The sequence below is a fragment of the Solibacillus sp. R5-41 genome, assembly GCF_002736105.1.
GTDB lineage: Bacteria > Bacillota > Bacilli > Bacillales_A > Planococcaceae > Solibacillus.
Window position 1 is genome coordinate 3,093,042 of record NZ_CP024123.1, and the last position, 16,025, is coordinate 3,109,066.

Annotated in this window: 13 protein-coding genes; 7 read left to right on the top strand and 6 right to left on the bottom strand. The window is 37.1% G+C overall.

From position 1 onward, the window contains the following. Position 1 precedes the first annotated feature (1 nt). The 4 genes from lon to CSE16_RS15305 form a co-directional block, all read right to left on the bottom strand. On the bottom strand, positions 2–2,341 hold the full coding sequence (gene lon, locus CSE16_RS15290; protein WP_172954442.1) for an endopeptidase La: 2,340 nt from the start codon (positions 2,339–2,341) through the stop codon (positions 2–4). 237 nt (positions 2,342–2,578) lie between these two features. Then, the gene (gene clpX / locus CSE16_RS15295; RefSeq protein ID WP_099424709.1) at positions 2,579–3,850 is read right to left on the bottom strand and encodes an ATP-dependent protease ATP-binding subunit ClpX; all 1,272 of its coding nucleotides are present in this window, start codon (positions 3,848–3,850) and stop codon (positions 2,579–2,581) included. Between the two features lie 237 nt (positions 3,851–4,087). Next, the gene (gene tig / locus CSE16_RS15300; protein WP_099424710.1) at positions 4,088–5,377 is read right to left on the bottom strand and encodes a trigger factor; all 1,290 of its coding nucleotides are present in this window, start codon (positions 5,375–5,377) and stop codon (positions 4,088–4,090) included. Between the two features lie 105 nt (positions 5,378–5,482). Beyond that, positions 5,483–6,481 (bottom strand): CDC27 family protein, encoded by a 999-nt coding sequence (locus CSE16_RS15305; protein WP_099424711.1) that lies wholly within the window; start codon positions 6,479–6,481, stop codon positions 5,483–5,485. Positions 6,482–6,952: 471 nt separating this feature from the next. Here CSE16_RS15305 and proC point away from each other — a divergent pair, with 471 nt between their 5' ends. The 3 genes from proC (at position 6,953) to nspC (ending at position 10,598) form a co-directional block, all read left to right on the top strand. Beyond that, a complete protein-coding gene (gene proC, locus CSE16_RS15310; protein ID WP_099424712.1) occupies positions 6,953–7,762 on the top strand; it encodes a pyrroline-5-carboxylate reductase in 810 nt (269 codons plus the stop codon). Between the two features lie 407 nt (positions 7,763–8,169). Next, entirely contained in the window at positions 8,170–9,402 is a 1,233-nt protein-coding gene (locus CSE16_RS15315) for a saccharopine dehydrogenase family protein (protein ID WP_099424713.1), read from the top strand. 8 nt (positions 9,403–9,410) lie between these two features. After that, on the top strand, positions 9,411–10,598 hold the full coding sequence (nspC, locus tag CSE16_RS15320) for a carboxynorspermidine decarboxylase (protein ID WP_371514500.1): 1,188 nt from the start codon (positions 9,411–9,413) through the stop codon (positions 10,596–10,598). A 55-nt stretch (positions 10,599–10,653) separates the two neighbouring features. On the opposite strand, the gene CSE16_RS15325 is transcribed toward nspC, so the two are convergent. Further along, a complete protein-coding gene (locus CSE16_RS15325) occupies positions 10,654–12,120 on the bottom strand; it encodes a protein adenylyltransferase SelO (RefSeq protein ID WP_099424715.1) in 1,467 nt (488 codons plus the stop codon). 297 nt (positions 12,121–12,417) lie between these two features. Here CSE16_RS15325 and CSE16_RS15330 point away from each other — a divergent pair, with 297 nt between their 5' ends. Together CSE16_RS15330 and CSE16_RS15335 are read left to right on the top strand one after the other, a co-directional pair. Next, on the top strand, positions 12,418–13,014 hold the full coding sequence (locus CSE16_RS15330; protein WP_099424716.1) for a biotin transporter BioY: 597 nt from the start codon (positions 12,418–12,420) through the stop codon (positions 13,012–13,014). A gap of 188 nt (positions 13,015–13,202) precedes the next feature. Further along, a complete protein-coding gene (locus tag CSE16_RS15335) occupies positions 13,203–13,649 on the top strand; it encodes a universal stress protein (RefSeq protein WP_099424717.1) in 447 nt (148 codons plus the stop codon). 329 nt (positions 13,650–13,978) lie between these two features. Here the strand turns inward: CSE16_RS15335 and CSE16_RS15340 are convergent, their stop codons facing one another. Then, entirely contained in the window at positions 13,979–14,752 is a 774-nt protein-coding gene (locus CSE16_RS15340) for a Cof-type HAD-IIB family hydrolase (RefSeq protein ID WP_099424718.1), read from the bottom strand. Between the two features lie 295 nt (positions 14,753–15,047). Between CSE16_RS15340 and CSE16_RS15345 the strand changes: the two genes are divergently transcribed. Both CSE16_RS15345 and CSE16_RS21460 read left to right on the top strand, forming a co-directional pair. Beyond that, complete coding sequence (locus CSE16_RS15345) at positions 15,048–15,521, top strand: GNAT family N-acetyltransferase (RefSeq protein ID WP_099424719.1); 474 nt, start codon at positions 15,048–15,050, stop codon at positions 15,519–15,521. Positions 15,522–15,577: 56 nt separating this feature from the next. Next, on the top strand, positions 15,578–15,859 hold the full coding sequence (locus CSE16_RS21460) for a hypothetical protein (RefSeq protein ID WP_157764842.1): 282 nt from the start codon (positions 15,578–15,580) through the stop codon (positions 15,857–15,859). Positions 15,860–16,025: the final 166 nt, after the last annotated feature.

Below are 16,025 nucleotides of genomic sequence, written 5' to 3' on the forward strand. Positions count from 1 at the left end.
ACTACTTAAAACCTCCGTCTAGTGCAATAGCCAGAACTTCTTCTGCCTGTGACACTAGTTTAAATATGAGCTGCTCACGAACTGTTTCTGGAATATCATCAATATCACGTTCATTATCTTTTGGAATAATGATTGTCGTTAATCCTGCTCGGTGTGCGCTTAATGATTTCTCTTTTAAGCCCCCGATTGGTAATACACGACCACGAAGCGTAATTTCGCCTGTCATGCCGACTTCACGTTTAATCGCTTTTCCAGTAATTGCTGACACAATCGCAGTGGCCATCGTAATACCTGCCGATGGACCGTCTTTTGGTACAGCGCCTTCTGGAACATGGACGTGAATATCATGTTGATCGAAATAATCCGCATCCAAATCAAGCTGATGCGTCAATGTTCGTACATAAGATAATGCAATATGTGCTGATTCCTTCATCACATCGCCAAGCTTCCCTGTTAATTGAAGTTTCCCTTTTCCTGGTGTTAATGAAACTTCAATTTGTAGTGTATCACCACCGACCGTTGTATACGCTAAACCAGTCGCAACACCTACTTGATTTTCTATTTCTGCTTGTCCGTATCGGTAGCGGTGTTTCCCTAGCATATCAACTAATACTTTCGAATTCACCGTTACTTTTTTCTTTTCACCTGAAACTATGATTTTTGCTGCTTTACGACAAACGGTTGCCACTTGTCGTTCTAAACCACGCACACCCGCTTCACGTGTATAGTAACGAATTAAATCTAAAATGGCTTCATCTTTAATTAAAAGCTGTGCCTTTTTTAACCCGTGTTCTTTCATTTGCTTAGGAACGAGGTGATTTTTTGTAATTTCATTTTTCTCAAATTCCGTATAACCTGCAATCGTTATAACTTCCATACGATCTAATAAAGGCCCTGGAATTGTACTTAAATCATTGGCAGTTGCGACAAATAATACATCCTGCAGATTGTAAGGTTCTTCAATATAATGATCGCTGAATGTATTATTTTGCTCCGGATCAAGTACTTCTAACATCGCGGCAGATGGGTCTCCTCGGAAATCATTTGACATTTTATCAATTTCATCCAGCAAGAATACCGGATTGACCGTCCCTGCTTTTTTCATCCCTTGAATAATACGCCCTGGCATTGCACCAACATACGTACGTCGGTGTCCGCGAATTTCAGATTCATCTCGAACGCCACCAAGTGACACGCGAACAAATTTACGATCTAAACTTTCTGCAATCGAACGCGCCAAACTTGTTTTCCCTACTCCTGGAGGTCCAGCTAAACAAAGAATCGGCCCACGCAATGAATTCATAAGCTGGCGCACCGAAAGATACTCTAGCACACGTTCTTTCACTTTTTCCAAGCCATCATGATCGCGATTTAAAACTTCCTCTGCATAGGTAATATCAATGCGGTCCTCTGTTTTTTTACTCCAAGGAATCGAAATAAGCCATTCTAAATAATTTCTAATGATACCGCTCTCTGCATTCGCAGCAGGTAATTTTTCATAACGATCTAATTCCTTTAAAGCTACTTCCAATGTTGACTGTGGCATTCCAGCTTGATTAATCTTTTTATGCAACTCTGAAATTTCGCCTGTTTTTCCTTCACGATCGCCAAGCTCTGTTTGAATCGCCTTCATTTGCTCACGTAAATAATATTCTTTTTGCGTGCGTTCCATCGCTTGTTTTACTTTCGAGCCGATTTTTTTCTCTAAATTCAATATTTCTTGCTCATCATGCAAACGAATAATTAAATTATCTATTCGTTTTTTTATCGAAGTAATCGCTAAAATTTCTTGTTTTTCTATAACTTTAATTGGTAAATACGATGCAATAACATCGGCTAAACGGCCTGGTTCTTCAATTTCCAATACCGATTCAATTGTTTCTGTCGTAATTTTATTGGAAGACTTTGCATATTTCTCGAAATAAGTTAAAAGTGTACGCATTAATGCTTCCGTTTCAGCGTCTTTGTAAGTATCATCTACATACACTTCTAAATCAGCCACTGTAAATTTTTCCGTCTCCTTGTAGCGAAGCATTTTCGCACGGTTTACACCTTCGACCAAAATTCGTAACGTCCCATTTGGTAGTTTTAACATTTGCTTTACACGCACTATTGTTCCTAAATCAAATAGATCTGCTTTTGCTGGCGATTCGACGCGTAAATCTTTTTGTGTCGTTAAAAAGATTGTGCTGTCATTTAACATCGCATGCTCTAAAGCAGCAACAGACCGCTCTCGTCCAACATCAATATGTAAAACCATCGATGGAAAGACGAGTAAACCTCTTAAAGGCAAAATTGGCATATTTTTTAGTATTTTATTCACGCGGGTATTCACCTCCATCCAAATCAAAAAAAACAACCCGCAGTTAATGTAGTATGTGTTACCTTTTTAAAATTTTACATACAATTAATTATATATAGACTCTTTTATTCGAACAGCGTGTCTTTCGAAAGGTAAATTAAACACAAGTTCACATTTATACATATATGTAAGATTTATTTGTTAAGAAAAAGCTGACCTTGGACTTGCTTATGAAGTCAAAGTCAGCTGCATGTTTGTTTCGAAAGTCAACTAAAATTAAGCTGACGTTTTTTTGTTGTCCGTATCTTTTACTAAAACAGAGCCATCTTCTAAAATTAATTTTGGTTCTGCTTTATCGCGAATTGTTTCAGCTGTAATGATACATTTTTTAATATCTTCACGTGATGGTAACTCAAACATAGCGTCTAACATTGTCACTTCAATAATCGAACGTAATCCACGAGCACCTGTTTTTCGTTCAATGGCCAATTTTGCAATTTCAACCAGCGCTTCATCCTCAAACTCTAACTCGACATTATCAAGTTCAAGCATTTTTTGATATTGCTTCGCTAACGCATTTTTTGGCTCTGTTAATATTTGTACAAGTGCATCTACATCTAATTGTTCTAATGTAGCAAGTACTGGTAATCGACCGATAAATTCCGGAATTAATCCAAATTTCAATAAATCCTCTGGAACAAGTTGAGACATTAATGTGCCTTCTTCTTCCATAGCCTTTGAATTTGAACCAAAACCAATTACTTTTTCACCTTGACGACGCTTAATGATTGTTTCGATTCCATCAAATGCCCCACCAACGATGAATAAAATGTTCGATGTATCAATTTGTAAAAACTCTTGGTGTGGATGCTTACGTCCGCCTTGAGGGGGAACACTTGCAACTGTACCTTCTAGAATTTTTAATAATGCTTGTTGTACACCTTCACCAGATACATCGCGAGTAATCGAAGGATTTTCTGATTTACGAGCTACTTTATCGATCTCGTCAATATAAATAATCCCTTTTTCAGCTCGCTCAATATCATAATCTGCCGCTTGAATCAGCTTTAATAAAATATTTTCAACGTCCTCACCGACATAACCAGCTTCTGTTAAGCTCGTTGCATCTGCAATCGCAAAAGGTACATTTAAAATGCGTGCTAATGTTTGGGCAAGTAATGTTTTACCACTACCTGTTGGACCGATTAATACAATATTTGATTTCGATAATTCAACATCATCAATTTTAGAATTTGAATTAATACGCTTATAGTGATTGTAAACAGCAACAGCTAGTGCTTTTTTCGCACGCTCTTGTCCAATTACATAGTCACCTAAAATATTTAATATTTCCTTAGGTTTCGGAATATCTTTGAATTCAATTTCCTCTTCAATACCCAGCTCTTCGACGACAATCTCTGAACATAACTCGATACATTCGTCACAAATATATACGCCTGGTCCTGCAACCAACTTACGAACTTGTTCTTGTGGCTTACCACAAAAAGAGCATTTTAAATTGCCTTTTTCATCATTAAATTTAAACAATTTGGTTCACCCCTATTCAAGCAACTATCTTACAAGATTCTTTTACTTTTATCAAATAAATTGACTGCAGCTTGTTGCTTTTTTTGTATTAAAATTGATTATGTATTAGAAAAACTTCCCTTGCAACATATAGTGCAAAATAATGTTTATCCATGTATGTCAAAAGATGCTTATGTGATAAAACAAGGTACGGGATAGCCCGTACCTTGTTAAAAAGTCTATCTGCTTACAATTTTATTAATTAGAGATTTTAGCATTTTCAACTAAAAGCTCAACAGTTTTTTGAGTACGAATGTCGTTCTCTAAAACTGAAGTACCGCCTAAAGCAGTTAAAATTTGCTCGCTTGTCATGCCAAATTGAGAAGCCATTTTTTCAACTTCAGCGTTGATGTCTTCTTCAGAAACTTCGATTTTTTCAGCTTGACCAATTGCTTCTAATACTAAAGAAACACGTACGCGGCTTTCTGCATCAGCAGCCATTTGCTCACGTAAAGCTTGCTCGTTTTGACCTGAGAATTGGTAGTATAATTCAAGGTTCATACCTTGTGATTGTAAACGTTGACCGAATTCTTGGATCATGCGGTCTACTTCTGTGTTGATCATCCCTTGTGGAACGTCAACTTCTGCGTTTGCAGCAGCTTTTTCTACTAACTCATCACGTAAAGAACCTTCTGATTCAGCTTCTTTTTGAGCAGCAGTAGTTTCTTTAATTTTTGCACGTAAAGCATCAACCGTTTCAACTTCTGGGTCGATTTCTTTTGCGAATGCGTCGTTTAACTCAGGAAGTACTTTTGTTTTTACTTCTTTCACAGTTACTACAAACTTCGCTTCTTTACCTGCTAATTCTTCAGCATGGTACTCTTCTGGGAAAGTAACCATTACATCTTTAGTTTCGCCAGATTTAGCGCCTACTAATTGCTCTTCAAATCCAGGAATGAAAGAACCTGAACCGATTTCAAGTGCGTAATCCTCGCCTTTACCGCCTTCGAATGCTTCTTCACCTACAAAGCCTTCAAAATCGATTACAGCTGTATCGCCATCAACGATTGCTTCATCTTCTTTAATTTCTAATTCTGCTTTTTTAGCTAATTGAGCAGTAATTTGCTCTTCTACTTCTTCGTCTGTTACTTCAGTAGAAAGTTTTGTAACTTCTAAGCCTTTGTATTCGCCTAATTTTGGTTCTGGTTTCACAGTAACTGTTGCAGTGTAAGTGAAGTCAGTTCCTTTAGCGAAGTTTTCAGTACCTGCGATTTCAGGGAAATCAACTGGCTCAACACCTGATTCATCTAAAGCTGTTGGGTATGAAGAATTGATCACGATTTCTAATGCATCTTGGTATAATGCTTCTACGCCGTACATTTTTTCGAACATCGGACGAGGCATTTTCCCTTTACGGAAACCTGGTACGTTAATTTGTTTTACTACTTTTTTGAATGCACCATCGATTGCTTTATCTACTTCTACAGCAGCTACAGTAACCGTTAATAAACCTTGATTACCTTCTTGTTTTTCCCATTTTACTGACATGTATATTACCTCCAAAGTTAACTTTTGTTTGATTAACAAACTCGTCGTTTATATAATTTGACAACCATTTTAGTATATCATATATGCTCAATGTTTCAACTTTTTTCATATGTCTGTTAAATTCATTAATCCTTCGAGACTTTGAATAAAGTCGATAATTTCATAATCCATTTCCCGAATTTCCCCGAACATTGTCCTTACAAAATCAATATAGCTGATTGCCACATCTTCACTATCATAGTCTAACCATTCAAATGGATACGTAACAATCGCGTGCTTGGCAATTAGTGATTCCACTAATTCAAGCGTAGAAGGCTCCTGCTCTAGACGATTCAACACATGCTGATATACCGCTTGAAATTGCGGCGTTTCCATTGGCAGCTCCAATTGTGCAGGGTTAACCATTTCCATCCGATTGAATTTAGAAATTTTAAGTGATACATTGACATCTTGTTCCACTAATAAAATTAAAATTAAGCTTTGTATAAACGGATGCACGTCTTCATGCTCGACAATCCATTTTAGCTCAGTAATCATTGGTCGAACATTTTTTCCTTCTAGCTCATGGACGATGACTAATTGTGCTTGAAAAGACTTTTGTATAAAGGCTGCTCCGTCCAACTCAAACATTTCTTCAAATGATGGCTCTTCAACAAATTCCTCGAGCTGAGTACTCTGATTCTCTGCAATATCAGCATTCAGCTTTTGTAATCGATGGAATTTTTCGACCTGGTCCAGTGGAATGACATCCTCATCAAATAAAGATGCAATTATTTTTTCAACTTGCTTATATTGTCTTAGCTGCATGCAAATCGTTAAATAGAGCTCCATTACCTCAAAATACATACTTGGACCAAGCGTCAATAACTCCTCACATACTTCTTTTGCCTTTTTGAAATTTTTCGCTTCATATAAAGAATAAGCATAAACACTTAAAGAAGTTTCATCACCCGTTGTTAATTTAAAAACCTTTTCAAACAATTCATTCGCCTGAGCGTAGTGATAATTTTCGGCAAGTTCACGCGCTTCATCTACCATTCGTTCAATAGTACCGGGAAAAAGAACCACATTTCCATGCTTTTTAAAATTCTTCTTTTTTTTCATACGCTTCACTCCATCAATAATAAGTCAAAGTGTTTTCATTTCTTATCATTGATTTTATTTTACATGTGTATAGCAAGAACAACAATATTTTCAAACAATTTTATATTAATTGAACTAAAGAATCCCTCTTTTAAAAGTTATCCTAAAAAAGGGGTGGTGATTTCCGGTCCGGACGCTTTCCGCGAGCTCTGTCTTGAACAAAGCACAAAGATGAGTCGTACAGATGTGTGCTAACATTGTCTGTGTGACTCATGTGCTTAACCAGCCATATTAGCACGCACTATATTTGAATCCATAATAGAATACTTACATCAAAAGGATAGATTCTTTGGCTTAACTTATATAAATTCTTACCGAATAAGACGGTCTAGTTGCATTCCTTTTTACGTGAGGTATACTAATCGCTATGCATTATTGCGAATTTAAAGGCCTTTCTCATGCTTTTTCTAATACGAAAGTAGGAATATTGAAATGAAATACGGTTTTATCGGTCTTGGGAATATGGCCTCAGCAATTATTAAAGGAATGGTGGCAAGTGGCGAGTTTGAAGCGTCCTCCATTTACGGAATAAACCGCACGGAAAATAAGACAGATGTACTTGTTCAAATGTATGGCATACAGGCCGCGTCATCTATTGAAGAAATGATGCAAAATGTTGATGTAATCGTGATTGCTGTCAAACCACAAATGTTTCCCGATGTACTGCCAACAATTAAACAACATTTAACTGACAATCATCTTGTCATTTCGATTGCAGCAGGAAAATCACTTGATTATTTACAACAAAGCTTCCTACCAACAACGCCTGTTTTCCGCGTTATGCCTAATATCAATGCAACAATTGGTGCCTCTACAAGCTGCTACTCAACACAATCTACCAATGTGGATCAAAAAAGTTTAGTAGAACAATTATTTTCGACTGTCGGAACTATCGTGGAATTACCAGAAAATCTATTTTCAATTTTTACAACGATCGGTTGCTCTTCTCCAGCGTTTACGTATTTATATATTGATTCCCTTGCTCGCGCTGCAGTTCGTGAAGGTATGCCAAAGCAAATGGCGCTTGAAATTGCCGCAAGCTCTGTTTTAGGAAGCGCACAAATGGTGTTACAATCCGAAGCACATCCGTGGGCACTTATTGACCAAGTATGTTCCCCTGGTGGAACAACGATTCAAGGCGTTACTTCATTACAAGTAAACCATTTTGAAAGCACAATTTATGATGCGGTAGATGCCGTAACGAATAAAGACGCACTCCTGCAAAAGGACCGCGTGAAATAAAGCGACAAAAAATCTGTGACATCCGCCGGGGCTTTGGGCCAACACGATGTTGGCCACTCTGGCATTGCCGTAGGACGCAACATTCTTAGTCAGAGTTCCTCTTTTCAGCCGAGGTATTAACCCCCACTGAATAAAGGCTTTACTTGGCATTCACCCCAACATATAGAAGTATAAGGAGTCTGCTGAAGCAAGTTAACGCTTACTCTGCCTAATTACCTTTTATATTCCCTATACAAAAACATGCAATTACTCAATTTTGCGTTTTTTTTCTTTTTTTAACGCAAAAAAACCCTTCAATAATATTTTAATAAAAACATAATTGCTAACTGCTCTACTATTTTATATAATCAATCTTGTTTCGGATTGAAACAAATAAAATAAAATGAGATTTGGAGCGTGACAAGGAATTGGGAAAAGCATTGATTATTGGTGCTGGCGGAGTAGCTAGCGTAGTAGTACACAAATGTGTACAAAATTCTGAAGTATTCGAGGAGATTATGATCGCAAGTCGAACAAAATCTAAATGCGATGCTTTGAAAGAGAAATTAGACGGCGGTAAAACGATTATCCATACTGCACAGGTGGATGCGGACAATACGGACGAACTAATTGAACTAATCAATGGATTTAAACCAGATGTGGTAATTAACGTAGCTTTACCATATCAAGATTTAACAATTATGGATGCATGCTTGGCAACAAAAACGCATTATATCGATACGGCGAACTATGAGCCACTTGATACTGCGAAATTCGAATATAAATGGCAATGGGCATACAAGGAGCGTTTTGAAGAAGCAGGCATTACTGCACTTCTAGGTTCTGGTTTCGACCCAGGTGTAACAGGCGTATTCACAGCGCATGCACAAAAGCATCACTTCGATGAAATTCATTACATCGATATCGTTGATGCAAACGGTGGAGACCACGGACTTCCATTCGCTACGAACTTCAACCCAGAAATCAACATTCGCGAAATTACTGCGAACGGTCGTTTTTGGAAAGAAGGCGAATGGGTTGAAACGAAGCCTTTAGAATATAAAATGGTATACAACTTACCAGAAATAGGCGAAAAAGATTGCTACCTTCTTTACCATGAAGAATTAGAATCTTTAGCAAAAAATATTAAAGGCTTAAAACAAATCCGTTTCTGGATGACGTTTGGCCAAAAGTATTTAACACACTTAAACGTTCTTGAAAACATTGGCATGACATCAATTGAACCAATTGAATTCCAAGGCCAAATGATTCAACCAATTCAATTTTTAAAGGCCGTATTACCTGACCCTGCAACATTAGGACCTCTTACAAAAGGAAAGACAAATATTGGCTGTATCGTAAGAGGATTAAAAGACGGAAAAGAAAAAACTTACTATGTTTATAACATTTGCGATCACCAAGAGTGCTATCGTGAAGTAGGTTCTCAGGCGATTTCTTACACAACAGGTGTACCTGCTATGATTGGTGCGATGCTTGTAATGAACGGCGAATGGCAAAAACCAGGCGTTTGGAATGTAGAGGACTTCAATCCAGATCCTTTCATGAATGCATTAAATAAATGGGGTCTTCCATGGCAAGAAACAGAAAATCCAGATTTAGTTGATTTAGATTTCACTTCTGAAGAAAATGTTAAGGCATAATGAGCAGCATGAAAAATGAACGCAAGCGATCCATTATGGATGAAGCACTCGAAAAAGCAACAGGAATTGATTGGCAAACGGCCCCTTCTCCTGCATTTGTTGTAGATGAGCGCTTATTAACAAAAAACTTAGAACTGTTAAAGTCCGTACAAGACCGTACAGGCTGCGAAGTTTTATTAGCTTTAAAGGGCTTTTCAATGTGGTCGACATTCCCATTAGCACGGAACTATCTTGCAGGAATTACTTCATCCTCTTTATTTGAGGCGCGTTTAGGCTATGAAGAATTCGGCAAAGAGGTTCATGCGTATGCACCTGCTTATGCTGAGCATGAAATCGATGAATATTTAACATATGTAGACCATATTGTGTTCAATTCATTTGATCAGCTAAATAAATACAAGCAAAAAGTGCAAAATCATGAGAAAAACATTTCAATTGGTTTACGTGTAAATCCTGGTTATTCAGAGGTTGAAACACCATTATATGACCCTTGCTACATCAATTCACGTCTCGGTATTCCGGTAGAATCATTCCGTCCAGATGAGCTTGATGGCGTAGAGGGCATTCATTTCCACGCGATGTGTGAGCAAGGTGCGGATGTACTAGAGCGCATTCTTGTCCACTTCGAAGAAAAATACGGTGAATACTTACATCAAATGAAATGGATTAACTTTGGTGGTGGTCATCACATTACTCGTGAAGGCTATGATGTGGAGCTTTTAGTTCGCTTAATTAATCGCATTCAAGATACGTATCAAGTAAAAGTTATTTTAGAACCAGGTGAAGCTATTGCATTAAATACCGGCTATTTAGTGGCGACAGTGCTTGATATTGTCCACAATGGTATGGAACTAGCGATCGTTGATTCTTCAGCAACTTGTCATATGCCAGATACGTTGGAAATGCCTTATCGCGCGATGATTATTGGCTCAGGTATGCCAAACGAAAAACAATATACGTACCGCTTAGGTGGGATGACTTGTCTTGCTGGGGATATTATCGGGGATTATTCATTCGATGAACCATTACAACCTGGTGACAAGCTTGTCTTTACGGATATGGCTCATTATACGATGGTCAAAACACATATGTTCAACGGGGTTAACTTACCGAGTATTTGTTCATACAATGATGAGCAAGGAATAAAAGTAATCCGTTCGTTCCAATATGAGGACTACCGTAACCGATTGTCTTAATTAAATATTTTTTAAAGGGGGAGATGTTGTTGATTCAACATCTCCCCCTTTTATTTTACGTCCCGCAATAACTCACAAATGGCGGTTCATCTTCGCTAGGGAGCTGTGTGTATTTTTGATGTTCCGGTTGTAAATGAAATGGATTTGTTAGCACTTGCAATAACTCCAAAAAGGGTGCCGTGTCCCCTTCCACAAATGCTTGAATCGCTTGCTCTACTTGATGATTTCGTGGAATAACGATTGGATTGACCGATTGCATCACTTTTAGTGCTTCTTCTAAAGTCGCCCCTCGCTGCGTAATTCGCGTCATCCATTTTTGCTCCCACTCTCCAAAATTCGGAGACTGAAAAATCGGTTTATTCGGTCGTTTATTTTCCGATAAGGCACGTAATGTATTCGTATAATCAGCTTCATGTTCTTCCATCAAAGTAAGTAGTTCATCCACTAATGCCTCATCCCCAAGCTCAGCTGTTAACATCCCCAGCTTTTCGCGCATCCCATTATAGTAATACGCTTCATATAAAGTTGGGAACTGTTCAATTGTTTTTTGAGCGAGCTGTATCGCCTCATCCACATCGTCATGAATGAGCGGTAATAAACTTTCTGCTAAACGGGTAATATTCCATCCTGCCATCTGAGGCTGTTTACCATATGCATAGCGACCTTGTGTATCAATTGAGCTAAATACCGTGCTGCGATTATAGTGATCCATAAACGCACATGGTCCATAATCAATTGTTTCCCCACTAATCGTCATATTATCGGTATTCATTACCCCGTGGATAAATCCAATGAATTGCCAATTAGCAACAAGAGATGCTTGACGATCTAACACTTTTTCCAAAAATGCTACATAACGATTTTCGGCATGCATTAATTGTGGGTAATGTCGAATAATTGCATAGTCCGCTAATTCCTTTAATGCGTCACGGTCACAAAAATTAGCTGCGTATTGAAATGTTCCGACTCTCAAATGACTTGCGGCAACACGTGTTAGCACGGCCCCTTCATATATTTGCTCACGGTAAATGGGCTCCCCTGTTGTCGTGACCGCTAAACTGCGTGTTGTTGGGACATGTAATGCAAACATAGCCTCGCTTATTAAAAACTCACGCAACATCGGTCCTAATGCCGCGCGACCGTCTCCACCACGTGAATATGGTGTGCGCCCCGAGCCTTTTAATTGAATATCGAAACGGGTATTATTTGTTGTCACATGCTCCCCGATTAATAAAGCGCGACCATCTCCAAGCATATTAAAATGACCAAACTGATGTCCGGCATATGCTTGTGCAATTTGTGCCGCTTCATTTGGCATTTGGCTTCCTGCAAGAATCGGTGCACCATCCGTAAATAACGCATCTACATCTAACTCAAGCTGCTTAGCCAAAGTTCGGTTCAATAATAAAATTGCTGGCTCTTCAACCGGATTTAATTTCACTTTTCCATAAAACTCATGTGGTAATTGTAAGTAGCTATTATCAAAATGAAATCCATAATTTTCTTTTGTTTGATTCGTCATTGTATCCTCTTTTCTTTCTTCAAGCTTTGCCTTCTATTATAGCTGTTTTTGCTTCCTAATAACTATGTTGATGCTTATGTTGTTTATTATACTTCGATACGTTTTTTATATGGATACTTATAAAGTATGTACTTGTTACGCTGGCTAAGCACATGCGGCGCACAGATGGAAAGCGTCCTGGTCGTAACGAAACCACCTTACGTTAACCTGAACTAAAAATCAGTTGACAACAATTCTATTTCCCTTTATATTTACGTTAACCTATTTTTTTCGCACATTAACACTAAGGAGATTACTATGGAAACAATATCTAAAACTTCTAACTTAAAAACAATTGACCTCGTTTATAGCGCATTATTTGCTACACTAATTATGATTGGGGCGAATATCACTACATTTGCACCGTTTTTAGTAGTTGGCGGTGTTCCGATTACACTTCAAACCTTTTTTGCTGTTTTAGCAGGATTAGTATTAGGTAGTCGAAAAGGGGCGATCGCTTGTACCGTTTATATGCTCATCGGTCTTGCTGGTGCGCCGGTATTTGCACAATTTATGGGTGGACCTTCAATTCTTTTGAAGCCCACATTTGGTTTTATCGCAACATTTATTATAAGTGCCTATGTGGCAGGCTTAATCGTAGAGCATTTCCAAACACGAATTGCCTATGTTACCGCTGCACTTACAGCAACAGCAATTAACTATGTTTTAGGAACTACTTGGATGTATTTTGCTTATAAATTATGGGCAGCAGCACCAGATGGTTTTAGTTATAAAATGGCATGGTTATGGATGTTACCACCTATGCCAAAAGATATTATTTTAGCGATTTTTGCAGGCTTCTTCGCATTCCGCATCCAAAAAACGTTGAAACTCATTCCTATTAAACAAAAGTAACATTGAACTTGGCTCCACTTAAATAAAATAATACACACATAAAAACAGGTGTAGGAATCGTCAATGTTCCTCACCTGTTTTTATTTTTCAATAATGATGCACCCTACAGTTCAACTGAAAAGGGTCCTTTATTTTTACTTTCCTTGAATATTCGATATAATTAAACTAATCTAAAGGAGGAATTTTTTATGGGGAACCATTATCAAAATATCGTCGTTGCAGTAGACGGCTCAAAAGAAGCAGAACTCGCATTTCGTAAAGGAATCGACGTAGCAATTCGCAATGTCGGCTCAACTTTACATATTGTTCATGTTATCGATACAAGTGTTTCAACAAGTGTCGAGATGTTATATGAAAATATGATTGAACTTGTACAAAAGCATGGCGAAGTTTTATTAGAAAATTATCGTACACAAGCAACAGAAGCGGGCGTTACAAATGTAAAAACAATCATCACAAATGGTGTTCCGAAAACCATTTTGTCAAAAAAATTAGCCGAACTTGTACCTGTGGATCTAATTATTTGTGGGGCAACAGGATTAAATGCAGCCGAACAATTTTTTATAGGCTCAAATACCGAAGCAATCGTTCGTCATTCAAAATGTGATGTATTAGTCGTTCGTACACCTGAATGATTTAATAATGGATTACAATGATTTAAAATGAATAGAGTAACAAAAAGACATTTTGCGCCTATGCCAAGATGTTTTTTTATTGAATTTTAAAGGCCTTGGCCAGAATATGCGATTAACGATAAAAATTAAAATGTTACTATCTTTTGCAGAGACAAGTTTTCTAATACGGATTCTAATAAAGTGGGTGCTTGAATTGGCTGACTAAGCAGTAACTTCTTTTACATTACATTTTAATTTCCCATAGAATTAAATCTAATGATATAGGCTTCTTTCTAACTTCCCAGTTGAATTAAACAATTCATATAACATTTTTAATTCAACCGCTGAAATTAAATTAATTGAAGATGCTGTAACGCAAATTCAATACCATCCTCATTTGACTTTTTCGTTACAAAGTCAGCAATATTTTTTAATTTTTCACTTCCATTACCCATGGAAATACCATAACCTACACTTTCTAACATATCGATGTCGTTATCCCCATCACCAAATGCAATCGCTTCACTAGAATGGATATTAAAATATTTTAATACTTCTTTAACAGCAATCGATTTTGACACTTCCTCCTGCAAAACATTAACGATATATGGATGCCAGCGTTGAAATGTTAATTCCGGAAATTGTATTTCATATTTCCGAACAATTTCTTCTCCTGCATATAAACACATTAAATAGATTTCTTCATTAACGTTTTCTTCATTGATCTTAGGATATTCTAGTAATGACAGTGTCTCACTCATTGCTTGGAAAGTAGTTGGATTGTGTATTTTATTCATTGTTAATTCTTCTGTAAAAAATGAAAGACTTTGTTTATTTTCATCCGCAACCTCTTTTACTGAACGAACAATATGTTTTGCCAATGGTATTTTATGTATTACTTGATTTTGGTGTTTAGTATATGCGCCATTCGCTGTGATAAACGTGTCAATCCCTAAATCTTTTAATTCCTGACACATCGATAATGGTCTACCCGTAGCTACTACTAATTTGATTCCTTTATTTTTTAGTATTTGTATCGCATTCTTTGTACTTGCAGAAATATAACCATCTTCATAATTTATTAGTGTTCCATCGACATCAAAAAATACAATCTTATAATTCATTGTAAACTCCTTTTGTATCATTTTCTCCGTAGAGCTTATTCAAAAATACGCGCTATAATTCAATTACATTACATTACATCCCTTCATAATCTCCATCTGATTTAAAATAATTATCGAGCGACCTTTAGAAAAATAAGCCACAATATGGTTCTTTCATTGAATTTTCTTAATTCATCATATTAAAGTAATTGTATCAAATTTTTTTGCGAATAGTTTGTATTTTTAAAATTATCGATCTTTATTACTAAGCTATGTTACAATTTTGAAAACAATCAATTTAAAGGATGTGAGAGAATTGTTGCCAATCATTTGTTCAGCATCAGAAGAAGATTATTTGGCTGTAAATGCTCTAGTGAAAGAAGGCCATGATGAACATGCACTTCATATGCCGTCTGTTTTTAAACATGCTGATTCGGTTATGCCCGAAACTTATTATCAAGAACTACTCGAAGATCGAAACAGTACTATTTGCATTGCCAAAATGAACGAAACTGTCATCGGTTTTGCTGTCATAAGCATTGAATCTTCCCCTCCATTCCAATCACTGGTACAACGTAAATATGGGTATATTCACGATTTTGGTGTCAAAAAAGATATGCAAAAGCAAGGTGTCGGAAAATTACTTTTTGAAGCATGTATGGATTGGTCTAAGGAAATGGGCGCTACCTCGGTCGAATTAAATGTTTGGGCATTTAATACTAATGCAATCGAATTTTATCAACATTTCGGAATGGAAAGTGTAAGCAGCAAGATGCACATACAAATATGAGGTTTGGAAAATTGATTTTCATTCGAAATAAATGAACCTAATTGGGAGGCAAAGTGATGGAGCTACTATTTGGGATATTATTATTTTCCGGCGCTTTTGCAGTTTACGATGCCCTACGAAGAGTAAATAATAATAGCCCTTTCTGTGGTAACGGCTCTTTTTCTAGCTCATACAAAACAAAGCCCGAACATGTAGCGGTTTTCTTCCCTTCTACAACTAAGCTTTCCAGAAAATCGGCATCTACACCAAACTGGAAAGCATCTACAATTGCTCAGTTGTTTTTCCCCAATTCAAGCCAACACTTATCCCAAAACTGCTTTGTACTATTATTCATTTAAACCTCGTTTCATAATTTAAAAAAACGCATTCTTTTATTATGTGAACTAGGAATGGCCAATTAAGTTTCTTCCGTAATGATTTTATACATACGAGACACCCACTAATACATTATTTCTGACAGCAATAACATAAACTCCAGTAAAAAAAGGGAATTCAAAGCTCAAC

Bases quoted from the DNA above. Each gene is read 5' to 3' on its own strand.
- nspC (WP_371514500.1), top strand. From the start codon at position 9,411: ATGAAAAATGAACGCAAGCGATCCATTATGGATGAAGCACTCGAAAAA.
- CSE16_RS15330 (WP_099424716.1), top strand. From the start codon at position 12,418: ATGGAAACAATATCTAAAACTTCTAACTTAAAAACAATTGACCTCGTT.
- CSE16_RS21460 (WP_157764842.1), top strand. From the start codon at position 15,578: ATGGAGCTACTATTTGGGATATTATTATTTTCCGGCGCTTTTGCAGTT.
- tig (WP_099424710.1), bottom strand. From the start codon at position 5,377: ATGTCAGTAAAATGGGAAAAACAAGAAGGTAATCAAGGTTTATTAACG.
- CSE16_RS15335 (WP_099424717.1), top strand. From the start codon at position 13,203: ATGGGGAACCATTATCAAAATATCGTCGTTGCAGTAGACGGCTCAAAA.
- proC (WP_099424712.1), top strand. From the start codon at position 6,953: ATGAAATACGGTTTTATCGGTCTTGGGAATATGGCCTCAGCAATTATT.
- lon (WP_172954442.1), bottom strand. From the start codon at position 2,341: ATGGAGGTGAATACCCGCGTGAATAAAATACTAAAAAATATGCCAATT.
- CSE16_RS15325 (WP_099424715.1), bottom strand. From the start codon at position 12,120: ATGACGAATCAAACAAAAGAAAATTATGGATTTCATTTTGATAATAGC.
- CSE16_RS15340 (WP_099424718.1), bottom strand. From the start codon at position 14,752: ATGAATTATAAGATTGTATTTTTTGATGTCGATGGAACACTAATAAAT.
- CSE16_RS15305 (WP_099424711.1), bottom strand. From the start codon at position 6,481: ATGAAAAAAAAGAAGAATTTTAAAAAGCATGGAAATGTGGTTCTTTTT.